Source organism: Enterococcus sp. AMC1086 (genome assembly GCF_058216575.1).
Window position 1 is genome coordinate 2,671,198 of sequence record NZ_CM177100.1, and the last position, 23,396, is coordinate 2,694,593.

Consider the following 23,396-nt stretch of genomic DNA (forward strand, 5'->3'; position numbering starts at 1 on the left):
ATTAGATTTACATCAAAATAACCAAAGTATCTGCCATGTAAAACTCAGATCCTTTGGTCATTTTTTATTTAAACATTCTATCTATTAAACTAGGCAATCACTGCCCCATTTGGCATTTCTTTTGGTGCATCGATAAGTTGTAGCTTTCCTTCTGGTGACTCTGCTGAAAGAATCATGCCTTGACTGATTTGTCCGCGCATTTTTCTTGGCTTCAAGTTCGCTACGATCACAACTTTTTTACCGATCAACGCACTTGGATCTGGATAAAACTCTGCAATACCTGAAAGAATTTGGCGATCTTGTTCATCTCCTGCATCTAATCGGAATTGTAATAATTTATCTGCGCCTTTGACTTTTTTACAATCAACGACTTCTGCTACTTTTAACTCTACTTTGTCAAAATCTTCATACTTGATTTCTTTTTCTTTGATCGAAACAAGTTCTGTTTCTTCTGGATTCCATTTAATTTCTTCTGTTGTCGTTTGCGCGTTTTGAGTCATTTTCTTTTGAATATAAAGAACTTCTGTATCAATCTCTAAACGAGGGAAAATTGGTGTTCCCTTTGCAACAACTTTGATTCCAGTTGGAAATTCACCGAAATGAATTTCTTCCATATTCATCTTATCAGGATTTATACCTAATTGTTCAAAGATTTTTCTTGGTGTCTCAGTCATCATCGGTTGTAAAAGAATCGCTACGATTCGCAAACTTTCAGCTAAATGAACCATGACGCTATCCAATTCATTTTTCTTCTCTTCATCTTTCACTAAAACCCACGGCTGTGTTTCATCAATATATTTATTAGCACGTGAAATCAATGTCCAAACCTCAGCGATTGCCGTGTTAAATTCCATTTTTTCCATCGCTTCATGATACTTGCCGATTACATTAGCAGCTGTCGTTGATAATTCGCTATCAAACGGTGTAACTTTTGATGCATATGCAGGAACATGTCCATCGCAATATTTATTGATCATCGCAATTGTACGGTTTAATAAATTCCCCAAATCATTCGCCAAGTCATAATTCAAACGAGAAACAAAATCTTCTGGTGTAAAGACACCGTCACTACCAAAAGGAATTGCACGCAATAAATAATAACGCAATGCGTCTAATCCATAGCGATCGACTAATATCTCCGGATAAACCACATTTCCTTTAGATTTAGACATCTTTCCATCCTTCATCATTAACCAACCATGTCCAAAAATTTTCTTTGGTAATGGTAAGTCCAAGGCCATCAACATGATCGGCCAATAAATCGTGTGGAAACGGACGATTTCTTTTCCGACCATATGAACATCTGCTGGCCAATATTTTTTAAATAAGCTGTCATCTTCTGATCCATAGCCTAATGCTGTGATATAGTTTGACAACGCATCGATCCAAACATATACCACATGTTTTGGATCATTAGACAATGGAATCCCCCATGAAAACGTCGTACGTGACACAGCCAAGTCCTCTAAACCTGGTTTGATGAAGTTATTGATCATTTCGTTCTTACGTGATTCAGGTTGAATGAATTCTGGGTGTTCATTGTAATAAGCCAATAAACGATCTGCATACTTACTCATACGGAAGAAATAAGATTCTTCTTTGACTAATTCAACTTCGTGACCGCTTGGTGCTTTACCACCAATTACTTTACCTTCTTCATCACGGTAGACTTCTGCTAACTGTGTTTCAGTAAAGTATTCTTCATCTGAAACAGAATACCAGCCTTCGTATTCACCAAGATAGATATCCCCTTGTTCTAATAGACGATCAAAGATTTGTTGAACCGCTTTTTTATGATACTCATCTGTTGTACGGATGAATTTGTCATAGCTAATATCAAGTGTTTTCCATAATTTCTGAACATCTGCCGCCATTTTATCGACATATTCTTTTGGTGTAACACCTAATTCTGAAGCTTTACTTTCAATTTTTTGCCCATGCTCATCCACACCTGTTAAGTAAAATACATCATAGCCCATCAAACGTTTGTAACGGGCCATCGCATCACAAGCAATCGTTGTATAGGAATTGCCGATATGTAGTTGTCCACTTGGATAATAAATTGGGGTGGTAATATAAAATGTTTCTTTTTCTGACATGTAGAAACATCCTCCTTCTAGCATTCTCTTGAATTTACTCCTAAGTAGTATACCATACTTGGCTTTATTGAACTAGAAATCCTTATATTTTCTCGATATAAAAAAGTTCTGTCAGTTTCACTTTTAAAAAAACTGACAGAAATTTCTAATTAATGTTGTATTTATTCTCTGATAACGCCATCTTGAACAGCCATTTCAGCGACTTCTCGAATGATAACATTTACCAACTCTCGATTAAAAGCAGATGGGATAATGTACTCACTGGTAAGCTCTGATTCTGGAATGATCTCAGCGATTGCTTTTGCAGCAGCCAATTTCATATTTTCAGTAATTTTTGTTGCACCTGCAACGAAAGCCCCTTTAAATAAGCCAGGAAAAGCCAAAACATTATTGATTTGATTTGGATGATCTGAACGACCTGTCCCAACAACTGCCGCACCCGCATCAATTGCATCTTGATAATCAATTTCTGATTCAGGATTAGCCATCGGAAACACGATAGCACCTTCGTTCATTGACGCTACCATTTCTTTTGACACCAACTTAGGGGCAGAAACACCGATAAAAACATCTGCTCCCAGCATCGCTTCTGCTAAAGAACCATTGAAGTTTTCAGGATTCGTAATTTCTACAATTTCTTTTTCTAAAAAGTTCATCGGTCTTGCCATCGTTTTAGATAACGCGCCATCGATATTAAATGTGATGATATTCTTCACACCAAAATGATGGAGCATTTTTATGATTGCACTTCCTGCAGCACCTGTTCCTGACACAACAACTTTGATTTCATCAACTTTTTTATGAACGATTTTCAAGGCATTGATCAGCGCTGCAATGGTTACGATCGCCGTTCCATGTTGATCATCATGAAAAACGGGAATATCTAACTCTTCCATCAAGGTACGTTCGATTTCCACACAGCGAGGCGCAGAGATATCTTCTAAATTGATTCCGCCAAAGGTTGGTGCCATGGCTTTGATAATATTGATGATTTCTTTAGGATCTTTTGTATCCAAACATATAGGAATTGCATCAATATCTGCAAATTCTTTAAACAATAGCGCCTTGCCTTCCATAACGGGTAAGGCCGCTTTAGGACCAATATCACCTAAACCAAGAACCGCTGTTCCATCTGTTACAACAGCTACAGTATTCCCTTTCCATGTATAATCATAAACAGCATTCGGATCTTCATAGATTTTCCTGCACGGTTCAGCAACTCCGGGGGTGTATGCTAAGGATAAATCCTCTTTTGTTTTTACTTCGATTTTTGAATGAATATCAATTTTTCCACGCCAATGTGCATGTGCTTTTAAAGCTTCTTCATAAATTGTTGCCATCTTACCCATCCCTTTCTAAATTGACCACGTTTATTCACCTAACATTTGCTCCGGTTTTACCCAGTTTTCATACTCTTCTTCCGTAACTAATTCTAAAGCCAAGGCTGCTTGTTTCAATGTCATGTTTTCTACAAAAGCTTTTTTGGCGATCTTGGCTCCATTATCATAACCAATATGAGGGTTTAGTGCTGTGACAAGCATCAACGACTGCTCCACATATTGTTTCATTTTCCCCTGATCTGCTTTGATTCCGCTCAAACAATTCTGATCAAAAGAACGCAATCCATCTGTTAATAACTCAATACTTTGAAGCAAATTATAGGCCATCACGGGCATGTAGACGTTTAATTCAAAGTTCCCTTGTGACGCACCGATTCCGATTGTTGTGTCATTTCCCATAACTTGAATTGCGATCATAGTCAAGGCTTCGCATTGTGTCGGGTTGATTTTCCCTGGCATGATCGAACTGCCCGGCTCATTAGCAGGAATCGTGATTTCACCGAAACCACTTCGTGGACCACTAGCCATCCAGCGAATATCATTTGCCATCTTCATTGCATTTGCAGCCAATGCTTTTAAAGCTCCTGAAGTGAAAACGACCGCATCTTTACTTGCTAACCCATGAAATTTATTTAGATCTTCTGAAAAGTCAGCGTTGGTCTCTTCATTCAAGTACTTAAAGAATTCTCCAACATATTCTTTAGAAGCATTCAAACCAGTCCCGACAGCTGTACCACCGATCGCTAGCTGTTTTAATTCATTTAACGTCAAGGCTACCATTTGATAACTATGTTCCAGTCCAGATCGCCAACCACTGATTTCTTGCGCAAAGGTTATAGGCGTTGCATCTTGCAAATGAGTTCGGCCGATTTTTATGATTTTTTCATTTTCTGATTCAAGTTTTTTCAATGTTTGAATCATTTGCTTCATCACTGGAAACAATCGTTCTTCGATCAACTGCAACGCGGCTATATGAATCGCCGTTGGAAAAACATCATTTGAACTTTGAGACATATTCACCTGATCGTTTGGATGAACAACTACGCCACTTTTAGTAGCGATATGAGCAATGACCTCATTCACATTCATATTCGTTTGTGTGCCGCTTCCCGTCTGCCATAACGATAACGGAAACTGGTCATCTACCTCTCCCATAATGATCGTATCTGCAGCTTCTTGGATTGCTTGGCTGATCTTTTTTTCTAATTTTCCTGTCGCTTCATTTGCTTTAGCAGCATTCTTTTTTATTAATGCTAATGCTTGAATCAAGGCTGCAGGCATTTTTTCTATACCGATATTAAAATTTTGTCTACTACGCTCAGTTTGTGCGCCCCAAAGTGCTGTTTTGGGTACTTGAACTTCTCCCATAGAATCTTTTTCGATACGATAAGACATGCTTTTTTTCTCCTCTTTTCTACTCCATTTACTATCACTATACTGTAAACTTATCACGATTTACAGTAAAAATCTTTTTTTGTGAAAAAGAAACATAAAAAAATCAGCAACCATTATGATCACTGATTTCTTCTTTTAATTTTTGATTTTACCTTCATTACTATGTTTATACCCATAAGCGAAATAAATAATAAACCCTAAAATCAATGCTATCACGAAAGCTTTCCACGTTGCTGCTTGTAATTGTAACATCAACCCAATACTAACAATAACGAGCAAAATTGGGACAAACGGGACAAATGGAATTTTAAATTCCCCTGGTTTAGGATCCCCTGCTGTTTTTCTCAAACGTATAATACCAATCGCCATCACGATTAAATACATCAATGTCACAATATTCGTCAACTCAGCCAAAAGCTCCATCGGAACGAGACCTGCAAAAATCATTGTACAAGCACCTGCTACATATGTTGCATTTTTCGGTGTACGATTTTTTTCATCGATCTTACTCATAAATTTCGGTAATAATCCATCCTTACTGATCGCATAAATAATTCTAGCTAAACTATACATCATTGAAATCGTCACAGTCAACAGCGTCAAAATTGCTCCAACAGAAATCACTGCCGCTACGCCATCACGCTGCACAAAACGCATAGCAAAGGCTACTGGATCTTTCACGCCAAGTGAATCAAAAGGCACAATTCCAGTTAAAATCAGCGTTACGATCACATATAAAACAGTTGCTATGATAATCGAACCGATAATTCCTTTAGGGATATCCTTTTGCGGATCCTTCACTTCTTCTGCAGTCATACTCACTGCATCAAATCCTAAAAAGGCAAAGAAAACCACTGCGGCTCCACTCACCACACCTGAAAACCCAAAAGGCATAAAAGGGTGCCAATTGTCAGGTTTTACATAAAAAATACCGACAATTAGAAAGAGAGCAATAATCCCAAACTTGACAAACACCATCACATTATTCAACCGCAAAGCCGTTTTTGCCTCTAATGATACCCAAAACGTAACCGCTAAAAGAACAAGCATCGCAATCACATCCACATATGTACCATTTTCCGGATTATAAGCACCACTCAACGCTCTAGGCAAATCAATCCCAAGGCTATTTAAAAATCCATGAACATATCCAGACCAACCAGAAGCAACTGAGGATACTGCTAAAAAAAATTCACATATCACTAGCCAACCCGTCATCCAAGCAACAAGTTCACCAAATACAACATACATATACGCATACGGTCCGCCAATCGCTGGAATCCGCGATGCGAACTCCGCATAACACAAACCGGCTAAAACAATCGCGCCTGCAGCCACTAAAAAGGACAGCGACAATGCAGGTCCCGCATATTGTTCAGCTGCAACCCCTGTTACTACAAAAATTCCTGTCCCAACAATCGCACCGATCCCAAGCATGATCAAATCCATTGTTTTTAAATCCTTTTTCATTGCGCTTGGCTCACTTGAAACAGCCGTCAGCTCTTTTTTTCGAAACATCGACATTTCTTTTCCTCCAATAATATAAATCAACAAATTTTCTCATGCACATAATTGCAGAAATTTTCATAAAAATAAGCGTAAATACTCCATTTACGCTTTCATGTACCCTAAAAGAATACCACCTAAAATAACGAATAAGCAACCAATAATGACATCTCTCATTTCTTTTTTAGACTTGCGCTCACCAAGTAAATAGATTCCGCCCAAAGTTGAAATAATAATACCCATTTGAGATAGTGAAAAACTGATAGCCAATCCAATTTGACGCATCGTCAGTAACAGACAAATATTTCCAGCACCCCACAAAAGTCCACAACTCATATTCCGCCAAACATAATGATCCAGTTTAACCTTTTTAAATGCAAAGAAACTGGCTCCAAATAACATACCGATACTTTGAGGCAAGATGATCCCCATTGGATCAAGTCCTGCCGCATTGATAATAATCGTATACGCTCCATAACCAATTGTTGATACGACCAATGCTCGCAGCCCTTTGTTAAAATCAAACATAGTATTCGTCATTTTCACACCGCTGTCATCATCTTGTCGCGCTGTCAAATAAGCCCCAAAGACCAATAAGGCAAGTGCAATAAACCCTAAAAGAAAATCTCTACTACCTGTCCATTCATGAAAAAATACAGCACCAGCAATTGTATTGACGATCAACTGCATCCCCGTTGAAACAGGTAATCCTACAGAGACCCCTAAATATTTCATACCGTGAAATTGCTGATTTTGCCCAACACTCCAAAACAAGCCCGACAAAATACCAATGACGATCATTTGACTATTGATCATCGGCTGAACAATAAAAAAAACAACGACCGAAAAGAACAACGCACCAATGGTCATTCCCAATGTCTGCTGATTTGCACTACCGCCCATTTTACCACTGACAAGAGCTATACTGCCCCACGCAAACATTGGAATCAACGCTACTATTATCTCCATAATATACTCCTATCAAAAGTATGATAGGCTTAGTCTAACAATAAAAGCTCTATCTATACAACTATAAGACAAATAAAAGTTTAATAGACATTCCTCATTTCCTTTTAGATAAATGGTTGAAATAACATCATTTTCTATTACGATTTAGGCATATACTGCTTATCTAAATGTAGAAACAGATACGTAATTCAGTGAATGAACACGTTTTTTCATCAGGGAAATACAGAAGCGAAAAAATAGCCACACTTGAAGAAAAACTGGGAACTTCTTGAAAAAAATCAATCACGCTCGATTTAAAAATAGGCTCCATCTGTTATCAAGACTTTCTTTATGCCTTAAAAGCAAGAGGTCATTCGAGATTTCATGCGTTATTGAGTGAAGAACGTCCTAGACTTCCAGCTTATGGGTTTCGTAACTTTTACAATTTCAAGTTAAGTATTTCTTTATGCTTCGGTAACGTTCTTTTTAAAGTAAATAAAAAATCCTAGAGGAAATTTCTTCTAGGAATCATGATAATCGATTTAATTCTTTGGCTTTTCTTCACCAACATTAGTTGACAAAGAGCCATTATTTCTCAACACGCTTATTATCTTCTCTCATTAAAGTAACTCAAAAATGGAAACAACAACTTCATCGTCGTACCTTCTCCTTCAACTGATTCCATCGTCAATTGATGGCCTAATTTATCCGCAAGACTTTTCGCCAAATATAGCCCTAAACCTGTTGAATGCTGCTCACTCGATCGACCGTTTTCTCCCGTAAAGCCTTTGTCAAAAATGCGTCGTTGATCTTCTTCGGGAATACCGATTCCAGTGTCTTTCAAAAATAACCAAGCGCCTTCTTTCGTACGCGTTAGCACAACTGTGATCTCACCGCCAGCAGGTGTATATTTGATTGCATTACTGACTAATTGTTTGAAAATAAAGGCAACCCACTTTGCATCGGTCAAGACCATTTGATCGTTTCCTTCTATTGAAAAACGTAAATTTTTCTGGATAAAATAATTTCCTTGAGTGCGAATAACAGATTGAACGATTTCTTTCAATGAATACTCCTGAATCAAGTAATCTCTAGAAAAACTATCCAATCGAGCATAATAAAGAACTTGTTCGACATACTCATCGATTTTACCTAACTCATTTTCGACTAAATAATATTTCTTTTCTGGAATCTCATCTTCGATCGATTGTAAAATCAAATTGACTGCCGCTAATGGCACTTTGATTTCATGAACCCACGAATCGATGTAATCTTTTTGATCCTGTTGATTATTAATTGCTTGTTGCATAATTTGTTGATGTTCCACCAATAAGCCATTAATATAATTTTGAACGATTCTTTCTTCTGACTTTGAAGCCTCACTTAAGTACTGCTCCAAAGAAGGAGGATGTTGTGAAATATCCAGAGAACGCCACCAGCGTTTTTTTAATGAATAATCGATTGTTAAGAAAAGAAGTAAAAATAGTCCTTGCAATAAGACCAAGTACCCTATGATGGATAGATTCACGACCATATCAGGAGACAACCATAAAATAAAGCAGGTTACGCCAATAAAAAATAGCCAGCCGATCAATAAAAGCCAATGATCTTTTAAGTATTTACTAATTGTCATTTTCTTCTCCTATTCTACGGTACGATGTAGCCTTGCCCTACTTTTGTCTCAATATATCCTTCAAGACCTGCTTGTTCGATTTTTTTTCTCAATCGATTGATATTGACAGTCAACGTGTTGTCATCTACGAAGCGCTCATCTTCCCACAACGCACGTAATAATTTCTCTCTCGTTAAAATTTTCCCATGTTTCTTGATCAAAATATACAGCAGACGATATTCATTTTTACTTAAATCAATCACTGCACCATCAATTTCCATACTGCCATTATCAACATTCAACGTGATTCCATTATGCGACATAATTTCACTGCCAACTTCTGAATAATTATATGAACGACGTAACAACGCATTTATCTTGGCAATCAACACATCGATTTGAAAAGGTTTGGTGACAAAATCATCAGCACCCATATTCATTGCCATGATCATATCCATATTCGTATTACGACTAGAAATAAAGATGATCGGAATTTTAGAAATTTCACGTATTTTCTGACACCAATAATAACCATCAAAAACAGGAAGATTAATATCCAACAAAACCAATTGAGGCTCTTCACGTTGGAAATCTTCTAAAACATTATTAAAATCTGTCGTTCCAAATGTGTCAAACTGCCATTTCTGCAATTCTTCGCTGATTAATTCACGAATCGTTGCCTCATCTTCTATAATCATGATTTTTGCCATCCGTTTCCCCTCCAGTTGTTTCTTCTATTGTACCTTATCAGAAAATCTTCGTCATTCATATAGGACTTTTAGCCGAATTTTTAACAAAAAAAAATGAAGTCAACCTAAAATTAGTGTCCCCATTCTTTCAACATTTATTCTAAAACAGTAATATTATTATCTGCAATTGCTTTTCCTATAAACAAAAAGACCCCATCCAAAAGTAAAATTGTCATATTTACACCGAAAAAGATTGAAAGTTTTTCGATTCCTTTGATTTTTTCCTTCGTTCTAAGAATCAGATACAAAATAAAATTACTACCGTATGTAAAAATTGTCAGCACCATCACTAGTTCTATCAACATTTTAATCCCCACAATGATTTTCATATTTTTGTATACACTTACATTTTACGCTAATCCTGACTTTTTTTAAAGAAAAGTCATTTCTTTAGTTTGACAGTCTATACATTTCGAGAAATAAGAACATTAGTGTTTATCTCTTTTTTAATTTTTTGTGTTTTTAACCTAAATAGCTCTAGACAGTTATTTTCCCTCTAGAGAAAGAGATAACTTACACAAAAAAAACAATAAAATACAGATTTATCTATTTTTTTTCATCCCTTTATTGACCCTAAAAGGGTTTTCCTATAAAATGAGTGTTAGATAGAAACGAATAAGACAAAAAAAGCACTTCACGATTTAGCTACCAACTAAATCATGAAGCCCTGAACAGTCAGTGAACACCTGACCAATCAAGTTGCTTAAGCCAATACTTATACATTGACATCTTCCATTTTACTCAATTTTGAGAGAAATTTCTAGGGGTTTATGCTAGTTTTTTCTGACTTGGATTTGTTTATGCTTATTTATTGAACTTGCAATGGCGTTGGATGTGTATCCAACGCCATTTTTTGTGTATTCGTTTCTATCTAGAAAAACACTTGCTTACTTTTTAAATCATAATTATAATAGTCAACCAACCATTGACTTTGTTAAACGCTGATCCCAACCAGCTTTTACCCATTCTCCTGGATGATTTAAAGAGTAAGCAGTGATTTTAAAACTAATAGTCAATTACTACTCCCAAGTATTCTTTAAGAAAAACAATGAGTAACAACTAACGTAACCTTTTTCGATACTTCCTTTTATACGAATATCATTGTTTGTATTTTCTTTATTGATGACTATTAGTGCTGGAAATAAGCAATAATGCTTATTTCCAGTTTTTTCTTTTAATGATTTTGAACGATTCACTTTTAAGATAGAATGAAACATTTACAGGATCCGGTACAAAAGCTAAATAATCTGTATTTCTTTGGCTCAATTTGAAAAATACTTTGATTATAATCAATAAAATCCTTCTTTTCTTCCCTTTAGATAATTAGCCAAAATATAGCTTTTGTAATTTACTGAGCTCTTGCTTATTTGTTAAATCAATAAAGAAAGAACTTTGCCATTGTTGTGTCGTTCGAGCTGTTTTATTCAATCCTGTTACCCAATCTGGGTATACACGAAGAGCCATTTTTCCTTTATTTTTTCCATCGCTTAAAATTTTCTTTTTTGCTAAAATCTCTTTTGGAAATATAAATTGACCAAGTTTTTCTTGATCCACTACCGTAATAATCAATTTATCTGGTGATGAATCAAAGTCATAAGGTTTGTTTTTATTTGTCTCATCTTTTTCCCAGAACACAACAAAGTATCCAAGTTTTTTAGGCGTTATTTTTGCCTTTCTACTTCGATACGAATGATTACCCAAGTGAAAAATAGTTCCCTCATACTCTTCATTTTGTTCTTCCACTTTGAAATCATCTAAAGAATAATCACTTATTCTTGGAATGATTTTTGATAAATAGTCCATTGATTCCATCGCGATACCTCCACTTAGTTAAAGAGACGTTGAGCTATCAATTGTGTTCTTTGCCAGAATAGCTATTTTATTGTAGCATACGTTATTTCTCTGAACAAAAGAAAAAACACAACTAAAAGCTACTAACTAGTCGTGTTACGTTTATAAAAATTTCAATGCTTTTTTATTGATTCTTTACCGAAATTCTATGTAATGATAAACGTCTCAATTAGATAATTCTTTGAGAAATCGACCATGTTTCGTACTCTGGCATATCAAAAATATATTTTTCTCTGTGTGTTTTCTTGTATTCTCGTTCGATTAAGCGAATCATATCAACCGCGCTATCATTCTCAAATACATATCCATTAAAGATATAAAACATGGTCAATGTACATTTCTCATCTATAGCAATCAGTTTTGGTAGAATCACTGGCAATGTTGTAGGGTTCACAAGTTCGACTAATTGATTTGCCTCTTTTGCTAAATTCTCGTAAAAATCAATAAATTCCTGATCAATCTCAATTGTTTGGTCCACTTTGGCAACATATTCTTTTAGCGGAATGTTCCATAAAAATGTTTCCATACTATTTCCTCCTATCATAACAATCATTCAAATAAACTTACCTTTAGAAAATAACTATTTGATTTATTTTCCTTATTGAATATCTCTTATTAAGATAGCACAATTAACCTGCTTTCTTCCATTAAAACATCTATTTTATTTATATAAATATATTATATTATTACTTTTCCCCACTTTTAAATTTTCAAATTTTTAATTTTTATAGTATTGATTGATATACATGTCAATTTCTCGCAATTGAGCAGATTTGATATGCGGCCTTTTAATAAAATAAAAGTCCCTTTGATATTCTCGCCCTAAAGAACGCCATTTTATTTTTTTCGTTAGTACTCTCTTTGATAGGATCGATTGACCAATCCCTTGTTCCAGACACCTGACGATCATTTCATTATTTTTTATAATCATTTTTTGAGGATTTAAATTATGTTCTAAAAAGTAACGTTCTGTATAATGAAAAACACCAGAATTTTCTTCACGGACCAACCATAAATCGGCAAAAACTTCACCAGCATGAACTAGCTCATCAGTTAAAATTTCTTGACGAACAATCGAATCCGTTATTAACGGCTTCTCAATAAATCCAAAATGTGCTTGATGTTTCTCGATTCTATCTAAAACTTCTTCAGAATTTTTCATATCTAATACAAATGATACTTTTGGAAAGTGCTGGATCAATTGCACCATCAACTCTGGCAAATAATAGACCGCAAAGGTATTAGACGCAATAATTCTACAGGTTTCTCTATTAGACTCTTGGAGTTGTAACGCTTGCAAGACATCTTCCCAGTCATCAGTTAAATTAAGCAAATGTTCATATAAAATATCTGCTTGCTTTGTAGATAGTATTTCTTGCCGTCCATTACGAACAAATAGTGGACAATCAAGTTCTTCTTCTAATTGCTTGATTTGATTAGAAACGGCAGGTTGAGAAATAAATAAATAGTCCGCTGCTTTTGAAAAATTTTTTGTTTCATATACGATACGAAATGTTTTCAGTAATCTAAACATAGGGAGCCCTTCCATTCATTTTAGTTATAGATATTATTTTAACTATTTATTTCTCAAATGCAAATTGTTTCGTTATACTAAATGTAGAGATAAACAAAAACGAGAAAGAAGATGAATGATTTAGTGAAGAGCAACTATAAAAAAAAACCATATTTAAAAAATATCATAGTGATTTTACCAGGGTTAATGACAGCTTTTATTGTAGCTGTCATCAGTAAAATCATCGCAATTTGGCTACCGACTTTAGGAGCAGCAACTATTGCGATTTTAGTCGGTATTTTACTTGGGAATACATTTTTGAAAAACCCCTTGTTGGAAAAAGGAACTAAAATAGCGGAAAGTAAGCTCTTAGAATTTTCCGTTGTATTGTTAGGTATAACAGTCACCTTCCAAACTATCTCCCAAATCGGGATTAAAGGAGGGATTTTTGTTCTTTTACAAATGGGGCTGACGATCATAGCTTCTTATATACTTGGTAAAAAATTGCGATTTTCAGAAAATATGTCCTTATTGATGGCTGGTGGAAATGCGGTCTGTGGTTCTTCTGCAATTGCTTCGATTGCGCCTACTATTCACGCAAAAGAAGAGGAAAAAGGTCAAATTATTACATTAGTCAATTTGCTAGGAACAATCCTAATGTTACTGTTGCCTGTTATTGCCTCTCTTATTTATGGCAACGATATTCTAACCAAAAGTGCCTTGATCGGTGGTATCTTACAATCTGTGGGACAAGTCGTAGCAAGTGCCAGCATGATCAATGGACAAGTTGTAGAGCTTGCTATGCTGTTTAAAATTATGCGCATTATGTTGCTTGTATTCGTCGTTTATTTTTTTGGTACATTCAAACAGCAAAAAGCCACTGTTTCTTCATCAGTAGAAATGATATCACAGAAAAAAAAATTTCCTTTGCCTTGGTATGTAATCGGATTTGTTTTATTTTGTGTTGTAAATAGTCTGGTTCATTTACCAGTGGCATTCAGTGAAACGGCTCACTTCATTAGCAGTTGGTTTGAAATCACTGCTTTAGCTGCCATTGGCTTACGCTTGGATTTCCAAAAATTCTTTAAAGAAGGCAAACGTTTCTTGATTTATGGATTATCAGTCGGTTTGATCCAAGTTGTACTGGCTATCATGCTGATTTCTTTATTAAGAATTTAAGTATAGCTAAATAAAAAAAGCCACTCTAGCTTTTACCGAGTGGCTTTTTTCTTATTTATCGATTTGTTGATTCTCATCTATACGAGATTTAAAGCCTGCATACGATTTATTCCCACTTAAATTGAGCACAAACAATACAATAACGAGTGATAAGATAGATACTGATAATAATAATGTTTGAACCGCCTCCCCATGTAATACCATGAGCTGTCTTAAAATTGCCGTAATACAAATCAAAATCAAATACCTGATCGGGATATGATGACCTTCTTGAATATAACGGATCACCATCATAATAAACTCAAATAACATGAAGAATGCAACGATTTCTTGCATCACAATCGATAAGTTTTTAGGGGTCATTGGTTTGTTGATAAATGTGCCAATATCAATCAGTTGACGAATCATAAAAATCAAAATAAGTAAGGCAAGTATACCTAAAACAACATCCAAAGCCCAATTGACATATTTTTTCATAATTCCAAATCTTTGTTCCTCTTTCATTTTCTTCCTCCTAAAATTAAAAGCTGAATGGGCTCGTTTTGTCTCGTCTGAAAAATAGGGGAAATTGACTGAGGTGCTCTTTGCCTCATGCCATTTTCATCTTTTTTTCTAGAGACTAGCCCATGAAGCTGGATAACATAAAATACTTGTATCCATCTATTTAATAGACATTCGCTACTCTTTCTTCATAAGAATAATATAACATTTTTTTTGTACGATGTAAAAATCTAAAAACTAAAAAAGCTAGATCGTTGGAACCTTCAAAATCCATTCATGTAATCAACGTAAAATATCTTAATGAAAAATACAACTAACATTCCCGAATTTTGTAAGTCTTCTATGTTTTTTTAATAATATGATACGAAGTTATACTCGTTCTCGGCAACCTCGTAACTATCGTACTACATTTATAGTTTAATAGAAAAATGCTAAAAAATGGCAGTGAGCTTCTATTTAATTTACCTCTAGATTCAAATAATTTAGAAATAACATTTGTAAACAAGTAGATAATTTTTCTGAAAAATATTAATGATAAAAAAATCTTTTTGTAAAGAAAAACAACTTTAATGTATTGATTTTAACAAGCATATATTATAAAATAAGTTTATCAATTATTCCTCATTTTTGTAAATGCTTACAAAATTTTCAAGGTTCAAATTTTTATTTCATAAAAAATAAAGGAGGAACAACATGAATACTTTTTTAGATAAGCTACAAACAAAGTTAGGTCCGATTGCCTATAAACTTGATTCTAATCGTTATCTTTCAGCAATCAAAAATGGTTTTTTTGTCGCTATGCCCTTATTGATCATTGGTTCTTTGTTTTTATTAATCACACAATTGCCGATAGAACCTTATACTAACTTTATGGCAGCCATTTTAGGGGAAGACTGGATGTCACTATTTTTACAAGTCAATGATATGACTATGAATGCAATGACCTTATTTGTGATTTTAGGGATTGCTAGTGAGATGGCAAAGTATTATTCTGTCGATCGAGGCTCTACTCAAGCAATTGCCCTTGTAGCATTTCTAGTGCTAACACCGATCACTTCAACAGATGCTGGTTCATTTCTGCCTTTAGGAAACTTTGGTGCATCAGGCCTGTTTGTCGGTATGATCACGGCTATTCTAGCATCTGAAATTTTCCGTTGGGTCGTACAAAAAGGTTGGACAATCAAAATGCCTGATTCTGTTCCTTCTAATGTCGCGAAATCTTTTTCAGCATTGATTCCCGGATTTTTTGTGGTGATCGTATTTAACCTGGTTCGGATCGGGTTTACCTTCACTTCTTATGAAACGGCTCAAAATTTTATTTTTGAGGTTCTCCAAACACCGCTCTTAGCTTTAGGTAGTTCACTTCCTGCAACATTGATTATTTTACTTTTTGAATCCTTGTTGTGGTCCTTCGGTATTCACGGTTCGAATATTGTAGGCGCCGTAATGCAGCCGATTTGGATCGCACTCACCGTAGAAAACGCCCAAGCTTTCGCTACAGGTGAAAAACTCCCCAATATTGTAAACTATCAATTTTATAGTAACTTTGTCAAACTTGGTGGGTCTAGCGCAACTATTGGTTTAGCTATTGCTTGTCTATTTTTCGCAAAGTCCTCTCAGTTTAAAACATTGGGTAAATTATCATTTGCACCTGCAATTTTTAATATCAATGAACCTTTAGTTTTTGGTATTCCGATCGTCTTAAATCCAATGATGCTGATTCCCTTTGTTATTGCCCCACTTTTGATGTGTCTTTTGGCATATACTGCAATGGCAACTAGAATTGTTCCCTTAACCAATGGAGTGAATTTACCTTGGACCATGCCGCCTATCATTTCAGGATTGATGGTTAGTGGCTGGCGGGGAGCTATTCTGCAAATCGTACAGATTTTACTTAGCTTTGGATTGTATTATCCTTTCTTCAAGCTGGAAGATTCAAAAGCCTATCAGATTGAAATGGAAGGTGAAGCGGTTTATGATGCACAAGTAAAAGCAAAAAAAGAATAATGAACCAACAGGCGAAATTATGAAACAAAAAAGAGGTTAGGGTATAACTCGTAGAGTTAGCTCCTAACCTTAAGGAATCTGAACAAACACTGCTGTCCAACCTCTTTTTATTTAATTTATTATACTAAATCAGTCCAAAAGCGATTACGATCGCTGCAAGTATATTATTTAAAAAGTGAATAGATATACTGATCTCTAAACGCTGCGTTTTGTAATACGTCATAGAAAGAATCAAGCCCATCAAACCATAAATCAAAAAACTGATCAGATTCGTCGGTCCATGAATCAAACCGAATGAAATAGAACTGATTGCAATACCGACCATTGGAAATTTTTCCAACCAAAAACCGATAATTCCACCTCTAAACACGATTTCTTCCATAATTGGTGCCGAGAACCCAATCAATAATAGGATTAATAAAGGATTTTCTCCTAAAAACATGGTTTGAATCGCAGCATCATTGGCAGTAGATTCTGATCCTTGAGTGTTTAATAGAAGTGTTCCTCCAATCGCAATCACACGTGCTAAAATAAAACCGCCTAAAATAATCCCAACATTTTTCTTAGTAAAAAAATCCCAACTTAAATTTAGAAATCCCAGCTTTTTTCCTAAAAACATCAACAACCATATGTTTCCAATAACCACTAGGATCAATAGAATCGATGCAAACAAGGATAAATTAGTTTCTCCCATCTCTAAAGAAAATCCTTTTGCTACACCAAAGACTGTCATACTAATTTGACTTACTAAAAACAAACCAACCAAAATAAAAAGTTTCTTGACATATTCCATCCCAATACGCTCCTTTTTGTCTAAATTTTTATATAACACTTTAATAGTATCAGACTTCAGCCACGCAGTAAATGACTGTAAAAGCGTATTTGAGTGAATCATGTTGATTTGTCTATTTAGCTACTCGCTTACCATCTTTATAAGCATACACTCGACCCAATGAGTCTTTTGCAATGTATTGGTAATTCTTTTGTCCACTAAAATTTTTCGGTGCTGGCGAGCCTTTTGGGACCAACACTACTTTATAAGCTTCCAAGCGTTTTGCAACTCCGGCAGTTCCTGCTTTGTGTGCTGTTGAATTGCTATCTTCTGCTGTACTTTTTGCCTTCGACCAGCCTAACCAACCATAACTTTGTGCATGGACACAATAATACATATCATACTGTTTAGCCAAGCTACCATTCACGGTAAACTCGACTGCTTCTACTCGCAAAGATCCACCAGCGGTCCCGCCACGACCAGCTTCGTAATAAATCGTCGTATTACGGCCTTTAATGTTACGTTTCGAAACACCTGCATTTTTCTCTTTTGCCGTCAATTTTTCAGATAACCAGCCAATACTTTCAATATGCGTATTGATCGTGATATCATTTGTTCCTCTAATAAACATGGCTTCCATTCTTTTGGATTCTCGAACTGAACCACTTCCTGTACCGTTTGCACCCATCTCACTAATTGTTCTTAGTCTCTTGTCCTTACCAAAACCAGTATCACCATAAGTTTGAACATGAGAACCAAATCGTAAATCATTGAGCGAAGCAGCCTCCGTTTTCATCCCAAACGAGAATAAAAGACCAATCATAAGCGTCATAACCCCAAACATTTTCTTTCTCACTTTAAAACCAGCTTTCTATTTATTATTGTATTCAATTAATCGAGATAATTATAACATTAAATCCATAAAAATGTACAAAAAAATCTAAATAACATGTTAAATTATCTATTTTTTATATAAAAAGAGGCTAGAACATAACTCTACGAGTTATATCCTAGCCTTAAAGAATCCGAATAAACGGTGGGAGCACAAGCAACGCCATCGGTGATAAGTTGAACTCCACAAAAATTTGAAAAGCCATTTTCATGAATTCCCTCTTATTTCTCGGCGTTAAACGCTTCTTTCCCAATCTCTTGGTTCAGTCATTATTTAGCTAAAGCACCTTTAGCTTGGTCAGCTAATGCAGTAAACGCTGCTGCATCATTAACAGCCAATTCAGCTAACATTTTGCGGTTGATATCAATCTCTGCCAATTTCAAACCGTGCATCAATTTAGAATAGCTCAAGCCATTCATACGAGCTGCTGCATTGATACGAGCAATCCATAATTTACGGAAATCACGTTTCTTTTGACGACGATCTCTGTATGCATAACTATAAGATTTCATTACTTGTTCTTTTGCTGTTCTAAATAAAGTATGTTTTGATCCATAATAGCCTTTCGCTAATTTAAGGATCTTTTTACGACGTTTACGGCTTACTACGCCACCTTTAACACGTGCCATGGTTAATTCCTCCTAAATTTCTGTTGTCTCTATGAGTTATTTTAATTGCTAAGTTATTGCATGAATTATTTCAGATTTCTCAAATTCAGCAAGTTTTTTAAATACAACTTCAGGAAATAATCCTAAAAGCTTTCTTATTTCATCCTTGCTAATTGTTGACGAATACGTTTGAAATCGCCTGATGAAACCATTCCTGCTTTACGCAATTGACGACGTTGTTTTTTTGTTTTACCGTGGAAACGGTGACTTGTAAACGCACGGAATCTTTTTAACCCGCCGTTACCAGTACGTTTGAAACGTTTTGCTGATCCGCGGTGTGTTTTTTGTTTTGGCATGACTAATTTTCCTCCTACATTTTCATTTCGCATACAGTTCAACTAAATTAGTTGAAAAAGTTGAACTAGCATCCTCAAAAATTTTATTAACTAGTTATCAGCTTGTTCGCTTAATTTTCGTTTTTCGGTGCCAGCGTTAGGAACATGCTGCGTCCATCCATTTTCGCTTTTTGTTCCACTGTAGCAATATCTGCAGTTTCTTCCGCTAAGCGATCAAGAACTTTCTGACCAATTTCTTTATGGGTAATGGCACGGCCTTTGAAACGGATCGAAGCTTTCACTTTGTCCCCTTTTTCTAAGAATTTACGTGCATTACGAAGTTTTGTATTAAAGTCATTTAAGTCAATTGTTGGACTTAAGCGTACTTCTTTTACGTTGATCACTTTTTGTTTCTTACGAGCTTCACGCTCTTTCTTTTGCGTTTCGAAACGGAATTTTCCGTAATCCATAATTCGCGCAACAGGCGGTTTTGCAGTAGGTGCTACTAGAACTAAATCTAAGTTGGCAGTTTCAGCAATTTGTAATGCTTCCACTTTTGTTTTGACACCTAATTGTTCCCCATCTTGTCCGATCAAACGTAACTCGCGTGCACGAATGCCGTCGTTCACCATCATATCCTTTGCTATGGTCATTCACCTCCAAGTATTTTAAGAGAAAATCATTGCTGAAACTCTTTTTCAGAAAGTTTGTTATCGTAAAAAATACAATAAAAAACAGGCTCTGAATACAGATCCCGCGATTGATTTCAGACTCCTATAATGATATCTAGAGTCCATATCTAGCCCAGTGACGTTGTCAGCTAAGGCGAGAAGCGGGTGCTTCTGCTTTCATTTCTCAACTTTAATAGTATAGGACATTTATTAGCTTTTGTCAATGCTTTTTTTAATTAAGACAGAAACTAGTTATTGTGAATGGATCGGTTTCTGTCTTCCTCTTTATTCACTAGTTTCCAAGTAGTTCTTCTATCTTAACAAGAACACCATTTTCATCATTGGATAAAATGATTTCTTTAGCAGCTACTTTGATATTTGGATGTCCATTACTCATGGCATAGCTATATTCCGCATGTTTCAGCATTTCCAGATCATTGCCACTATCACCAAAAGCAGCCACTTCATGATCGTTTATTCCCCATAATTCTTGTAATTTCATCAAACCATGTGCTTTGTGAATTCCCGGAATGATCAAGTCAACATCTCCGTGCCCACTAGAAACAGGAATCACTTTATCTCCTAATGCTTCATGTAATTGTTCGAGTACTTCTGCTACTTGCTCAGTAGGGAAATTCAAAGCGAACTTGAATAAGGTATCCTCTTTCACTTCAAATAAATTTGGTACCTTTTTCAATCGATGATAATATTTCCTGCCATATTCAACAAATGATTCCGGTTCATCGTCTGAAACATAGGCGCTTTTTTTTCCACAAAGTATTGTATGCCCGTACTTAAAATCAGCTAAAATTGTTAGCACATCATGAATCACTTCAGGATCAATTTCACCAGTGAAAATTTCTTTTCCTTCACTCACGACATATGCTCCATTTTCTGCTACAAAAGATAACTCATCTTCGATTTGCGGAAAAAAAGATTTAAGCTGATAGTATTGATTTCCGCTTGCTATTACAAAACGAACATCTTGGTTTTTCATTTGCTTGTACAACTGGTTAAATTTTTCTCGATCATAATCTTGTTGGCTATTCAAAAATGTTCCATCCATATCCACCGCAATCATTTTTACTGTCATTTTTTTACTTCCTTTCAGTCTAACAACCCAAAATAGTTTAAACCAAAACAAATGCCATCATCCATATGAGATTTTGTAATAAAATCAGCGTGGCTTTTCACATGTTCGGAGGCATTATCCATAGCAATTGCTGTTTGTACCGCTTCAAACATACCCAAGTCATTATTACCGTCGCCAAACGCGTATGTAGGCAGCTCGTTTAACTTCAAGTGCTCAACAATTTGTTGAATACCTGCTTTTTTCGACTGGCCTTTTAATACAACAGCTAACGAGTATGGACTATCTCTAAAAAAGGTAAATGTGTCACCAAATGCTTCTTGATAGAATCGATCTGTTTCTTCATCTTCTGAAAAAAGATAAACCATATAAATCTCATGTTCTTTGTAAAAATCTGCTGAAATTTGCGGCAGTGGTGCGTGATCCAATTTGTATAATTTTTCCATACTTTCAGTTGAATAACAAGCAGCATATTCATCTTCTGTATAACAAGCTAAGGAATGCCCTAGTGTTTTAGAAAGCGCCATCAATTTTTGAATGTATTTTAATGGTATTGCATGTTTTGAAATAACTTTATTTTCAACAACATTAAACTGTCCATTTAAACTCACATAAGAATCAATTGGTGTTTCTTTCGTAATTTGTTTGATTTCTTTTGGTGAACGTCCACTTGCTACCAATGGTAATATTTTGTTTTTCCGTAATTGTAAAATTGCTTGGTGATTTTCTTTAGGCAAATTTGACTCAGCATCTAATAATGTTCCATCTAAGTCAAAAAAAACAAGCGCTTTATAGTTGTTCATACCTCTCCTCCTTTTTCATCATCAACTAGTATTATTGTACTATACTTTTCAAAATAGAACGTAAAAAAACTTTATTCAATTTTGTTCAAACCTTTTATTGTTTGAAGTAAGTAGAATAAAGTTTAACTTTTTTATCAACTAATAATTAGTGAACTATTTCTATTCAACTAGAAATTTCCTAGAAAAAGATAAATGATCGACTAAACGCTATATCTATCTTATATGCCCTAGGCTATCCCTGTAGTCCCTACAGTTCTTCATTTTTTAATTGGGTATTGCATCCTGTAATCCTTGAATCAGCACTTGTATGCTAGCTGCAGTTTCAGTATCATGCTGGCCTTTTTTTACATTAATGTCTTGAAAAAATATTTGGCTCACTGAGTTATTATCTGAATGTTCAGAACTTTTTTCGCATGATAAAACTTTGATAACTCGTTTGTTGTACCAATTAGCTTTGTATTCAAGTTTCGACACAAATAGTGCCCAAGAAACATCTGAAATCCCACGATGTAATTTAGAATTTCTGAAAAAATCTGCTTGATGTATATCTTCTATACAAATCAAATCATATTTCCTGACAATTTCTGTCGTGATTTTATTCATAAAATCGATTCGTTGATTCATTAACTTTTCCCGCATTTTTACTACCTTTAGTTTTTGCTTCTGATAGTTTTTTTGTTGAGAAAGATCTGTTCCTTTTAATTTAGCTATTTCTTTACGCCGTGTTAATTTTCTTTCTTCTCTAGTAATCCGCTGTTCAAATTCTTTCGTATATTTATCATTGTCAATACGTCTACCATTTGATAAAACAGCAAATTCCGAAGCACCTAAAGTTATCCCGATTGCTGAATATGTTTTCTCAACTTTAGGTATTTCTTCTTCACACAAGATCGAAACAAAATACTTATTGCTTGGAGTCAAAGAAATCGTTGCTGACTTTATTTTCCCTATTAACGGACGATGCATTCTAATTTTGATCAACGATTTCAACTTCGGTACTTTTAAATATTTTTCGTCAATAATTTTAATCGTACCATTTTGATTATTCGTTGTGTAAGAGGAAACGGAATTCTTTTTCTGCTTTAATTTAGGAAATCCAATTGATTTTTCTCGATGAAATTTTTTAAATGCTCGATCTAAGTATACTTGTGCATTGGATAATGCCAAACTATCTACTTCCTTTAAACAAGGATGCTCTTTTTTATATTGAGCTGGTGTCGGTAATTTAATTTTCAAATCAGGATTTTCTTTCAAATTTTTATATAGCTGAATTCTTTCCTGCAATAAAAGATTGTGCAAAAGCCGTACACAAGAAAAAGTTTTTTTAATAAACTCTTCTTGTAATAAAGTAGGGTAAAGTCTGTATTTATAAGCTTTTAATACCTTCATTAGAATACCACCCTACCAATAAAAAGCTGAACGGGCTCGTTTAGCTCCGATTGAAAAATAGGAAAATACGATTGAGATGCTTTTTATCTCACTCTTATTTTATCTTTTTTCTGAGGCGCTAGCCCGTAAAGCTAGA

Annotated in this window: 22 protein-coding genes; 2 read left to right on the forward strand and 20 right to left on the reverse strand. The window is 35.1% G+C overall.

Annotated elements, in window-relative coordinates:
* Window positions 1-89: 89 nt before the first annotated feature.
* The 11 genes from metG to AC4BC4_RS12635 all read right to left on the reverse strand — a co-directional run bounded on the left by metG (window position 90) and on the right by AC4BC4_RS12635 (window position 13,034).
* On the reverse strand, window positions 90-2,099 hold the full coding sequence (gene metG / locus AC4BC4_RS12585) for a methionine--tRNA ligase (RefSeq protein ID WP_490475917.1): 2,010 nt from the start codon (window positions 2,097-2,099) through the stop codon (window positions 90-92).
* Between the two features lie 161 nt (window positions 2,100-2,260).
* On the reverse strand, window positions 2,261-3,439 hold the full coding sequence (locus AC4BC4_RS12590; RefSeq protein ID WP_490475918.1) for an NAD(P)-dependent malic enzyme: 1,179 nt from the start codon (window positions 3,437-3,439) through the stop codon (window positions 2,261-2,263).
* 30 nt (window positions 3,440-3,469) lie between these two features.
* Window positions 3,470-4,834, reverse strand: a complete 1,365-nt coding sequence (fumC, locus tag AC4BC4_RS12595; protein WP_490475919.1) for a class II fumarate hydratase — start codon at window positions 4,832-4,834, stop codon at window positions 3,470-3,472.
* 135 nt (window positions 4,835-4,969) lie between these two features.
* A complete protein-coding gene (locus tag AC4BC4_RS12600; RefSeq protein ID WP_490475920.1) occupies window positions 4,970-6,358 on the reverse strand; it encodes an amino acid permease in 1,389 nt (462 codons plus the stop codon).
* Window positions 6,359-6,445: 87 nt separating this feature from the next.
* Complete coding sequence (locus tag AC4BC4_RS12605; protein ID WP_490475921.1) at window positions 6,446-7,309, reverse strand: GRP family sugar transporter; 864 nt, start codon at window positions 7,307-7,309, stop codon at window positions 6,446-6,448.
* Between the two features lie 586 nt (window positions 7,310-7,895).
* Window positions 7,896-8,921 carry a two-component system sensor histidine kinase SapS gene (sapS, locus tag AC4BC4_RS12610; protein WP_490475922.1) on the reverse strand — a complete coding sequence of 342 codons (1,026 nt, stop codon included), beginning with the start codon at window positions 8,919-8,921 and terminating at the stop codon, window positions 7,896-7,898.
* A gap of 14 nt (window positions 8,922-8,935) precedes the next feature.
* Window positions 8,936-9,610: a two-component system response regulator SapR gene (gene sapR / locus AC4BC4_RS12615; RefSeq protein ID WP_438758430.1), complete on the reverse strand. Its 675-nt coding sequence runs from the start codon at window positions 9,608-9,610 to the stop codon at window positions 8,936-8,938.
* Window positions 9,611-9,744: 134 nt separating this feature from the next.
* Window positions 9,745-9,954: a hypothetical protein gene (locus AC4BC4_RS12620; RefSeq protein ID WP_438758429.1), complete on the reverse strand. Its 210-nt coding sequence runs from the start codon at window positions 9,952-9,954 to the stop codon at window positions 9,745-9,747.
* Window positions 9,955-10,972: 1,018 nt separating this feature from the next.
* A complete protein-coding gene (locus AC4BC4_RS12625) occupies window positions 10,973-11,461 on the reverse strand; it encodes a MepB family protein (RefSeq protein ID WP_438758428.1) in 489 nt (162 codons plus the stop codon).
* Between the two features lie 208 nt (window positions 11,462-11,669).
* The gene (locus AC4BC4_RS12630) at window positions 11,670-12,026 is read right to left on the reverse strand and encodes a DUF7006 family protein (RefSeq protein ID WP_438758427.1); all 357 of its coding nucleotides are present in this window, start codon (window positions 12,024-12,026) and stop codon (window positions 11,670-11,672) included.
* 192 nt (window positions 12,027-12,218) lie between these two features.
* Entirely contained in the window at window positions 12,219-13,034 is an 816-nt protein-coding gene (locus AC4BC4_RS12635) for a LysR substrate-binding domain-containing protein (RefSeq protein ID WP_490475923.1), read from the reverse strand.
* A 111-nt stretch (window positions 13,035-13,145) separates the two neighbouring features.
* On the opposite strand from AC4BC4_RS12635, the gene AC4BC4_RS12640 reads away from it, so the two are divergent.
* Entirely contained in the window at window positions 13,146-14,192 is a 1,047-nt protein-coding gene (locus AC4BC4_RS12640) for a YeiH family protein (protein ID WP_490475924.1), read from the forward strand.
* A gap of 51 nt (window positions 14,193-14,243) precedes the next feature.
* On the opposite strand, the gene psiE is transcribed toward AC4BC4_RS12640, so the two are convergent.
* Window positions 14,244-14,696 carry a phosphate-starvation-inducible protein PsiE gene (gene psiE / locus AC4BC4_RS12645; RefSeq protein ID WP_438758424.1) on the reverse strand — a complete coding sequence of 151 codons (453 nt, stop codon included), beginning with the start codon at window positions 14,694-14,696 and terminating at the stop codon, window positions 14,244-14,246.
* Window positions 14,697-15,386: 690 nt separating this feature from the next.
* Between psiE and AC4BC4_RS12650 the strand changes: the two genes are divergently transcribed.
* Window positions 15,387-16,700: a PTS sugar transporter subunit IIC gene (locus tag AC4BC4_RS12650; RefSeq protein ID WP_490475925.1), complete on the forward strand. Its 1,314-nt coding sequence runs from the start codon at window positions 15,387-15,389 to the stop codon at window positions 16,698-16,700.
* A gap of 124 nt (window positions 16,701-16,824) precedes the next feature.
* Here AC4BC4_RS12650 and AC4BC4_RS12655 read toward each other — a convergent pair whose 3' ends face one another.
* The 8 genes from AC4BC4_RS12655 to AC4BC4_RS12690 form a co-directional block, all read right to left on the reverse strand.
* Window positions 16,825-17,493, reverse strand: coding sequence for a CPBP family intramembrane glutamic endopeptidase (locus tag AC4BC4_RS12655; RefSeq protein ID WP_490475926.1), 669 nt, complete (start codon window positions 17,491-17,493; stop codon window positions 16,825-16,827).
* Between the two features lie 112 nt (window positions 17,494-17,605).
* The gene (locus tag AC4BC4_RS12660) at window positions 17,606-18,268 is read right to left on the reverse strand and encodes a hypothetical protein (RefSeq protein ID WP_490475927.1); all 663 of its coding nucleotides are present in this window, start codon (window positions 18,266-18,268) and stop codon (window positions 17,606-17,608) included.
* A 365-nt stretch (window positions 18,269-18,633) separates the two neighbouring features.
* A complete protein-coding gene (gene rplT, locus AC4BC4_RS12665; protein WP_010763962.1) occupies window positions 18,634-18,993 on the reverse strand; it encodes a 50S ribosomal protein L20 in 360 nt (119 codons plus the stop codon).
* A 134-nt stretch (window positions 18,994-19,127) separates the two neighbouring features.
* Complete coding sequence (gene rpmI / locus AC4BC4_RS12670; protein ID WP_010762697.1) at window positions 19,128-19,328, reverse strand: 50S ribosomal protein L35; 201 nt, start codon at window positions 19,326-19,328, stop codon at window positions 19,128-19,130.
* A 110-nt stretch (window positions 19,329-19,438) separates the two neighbouring features.
* Window positions 19,439-19,960: a translation initiation factor IF-3 gene (infC, locus tag AC4BC4_RS12675; RefSeq protein ID WP_010762696.1), complete on the reverse strand. Its 522-nt coding sequence runs from the start codon at window positions 19,958-19,960 to the stop codon at window positions 19,439-19,441.
* 310 nt (window positions 19,961-20,270) lie between these two features.
* Entirely contained in the window at window positions 20,271-21,071 is an 801-nt protein-coding gene (locus tag AC4BC4_RS12680; RefSeq protein ID WP_438758420.1) for a Cof-type HAD-IIB family hydrolase, read from the reverse strand.
* 14 nt (window positions 21,072-21,085) lie between these two features.
* A complete protein-coding gene (locus AC4BC4_RS12685; protein WP_490475928.1) occupies window positions 21,086-21,871 on the reverse strand; it encodes a Cof-type HAD-IIB family hydrolase in 786 nt (261 codons plus the stop codon).
* A 264-nt stretch (window positions 21,872-22,135) separates the two neighbouring features.
* Window positions 22,136-23,260 carry an RNA-guided endonuclease TnpB family protein gene (locus AC4BC4_RS12690; protein ID WP_490475929.1) on the reverse strand — a complete coding sequence of 375 codons (1,125 nt, stop codon included), beginning with the start codon at window positions 23,258-23,260 and terminating at the stop codon, window positions 22,136-22,138.
* Between the last annotated feature and the right edge of the window lie 136 nt (window positions 23,261-23,396).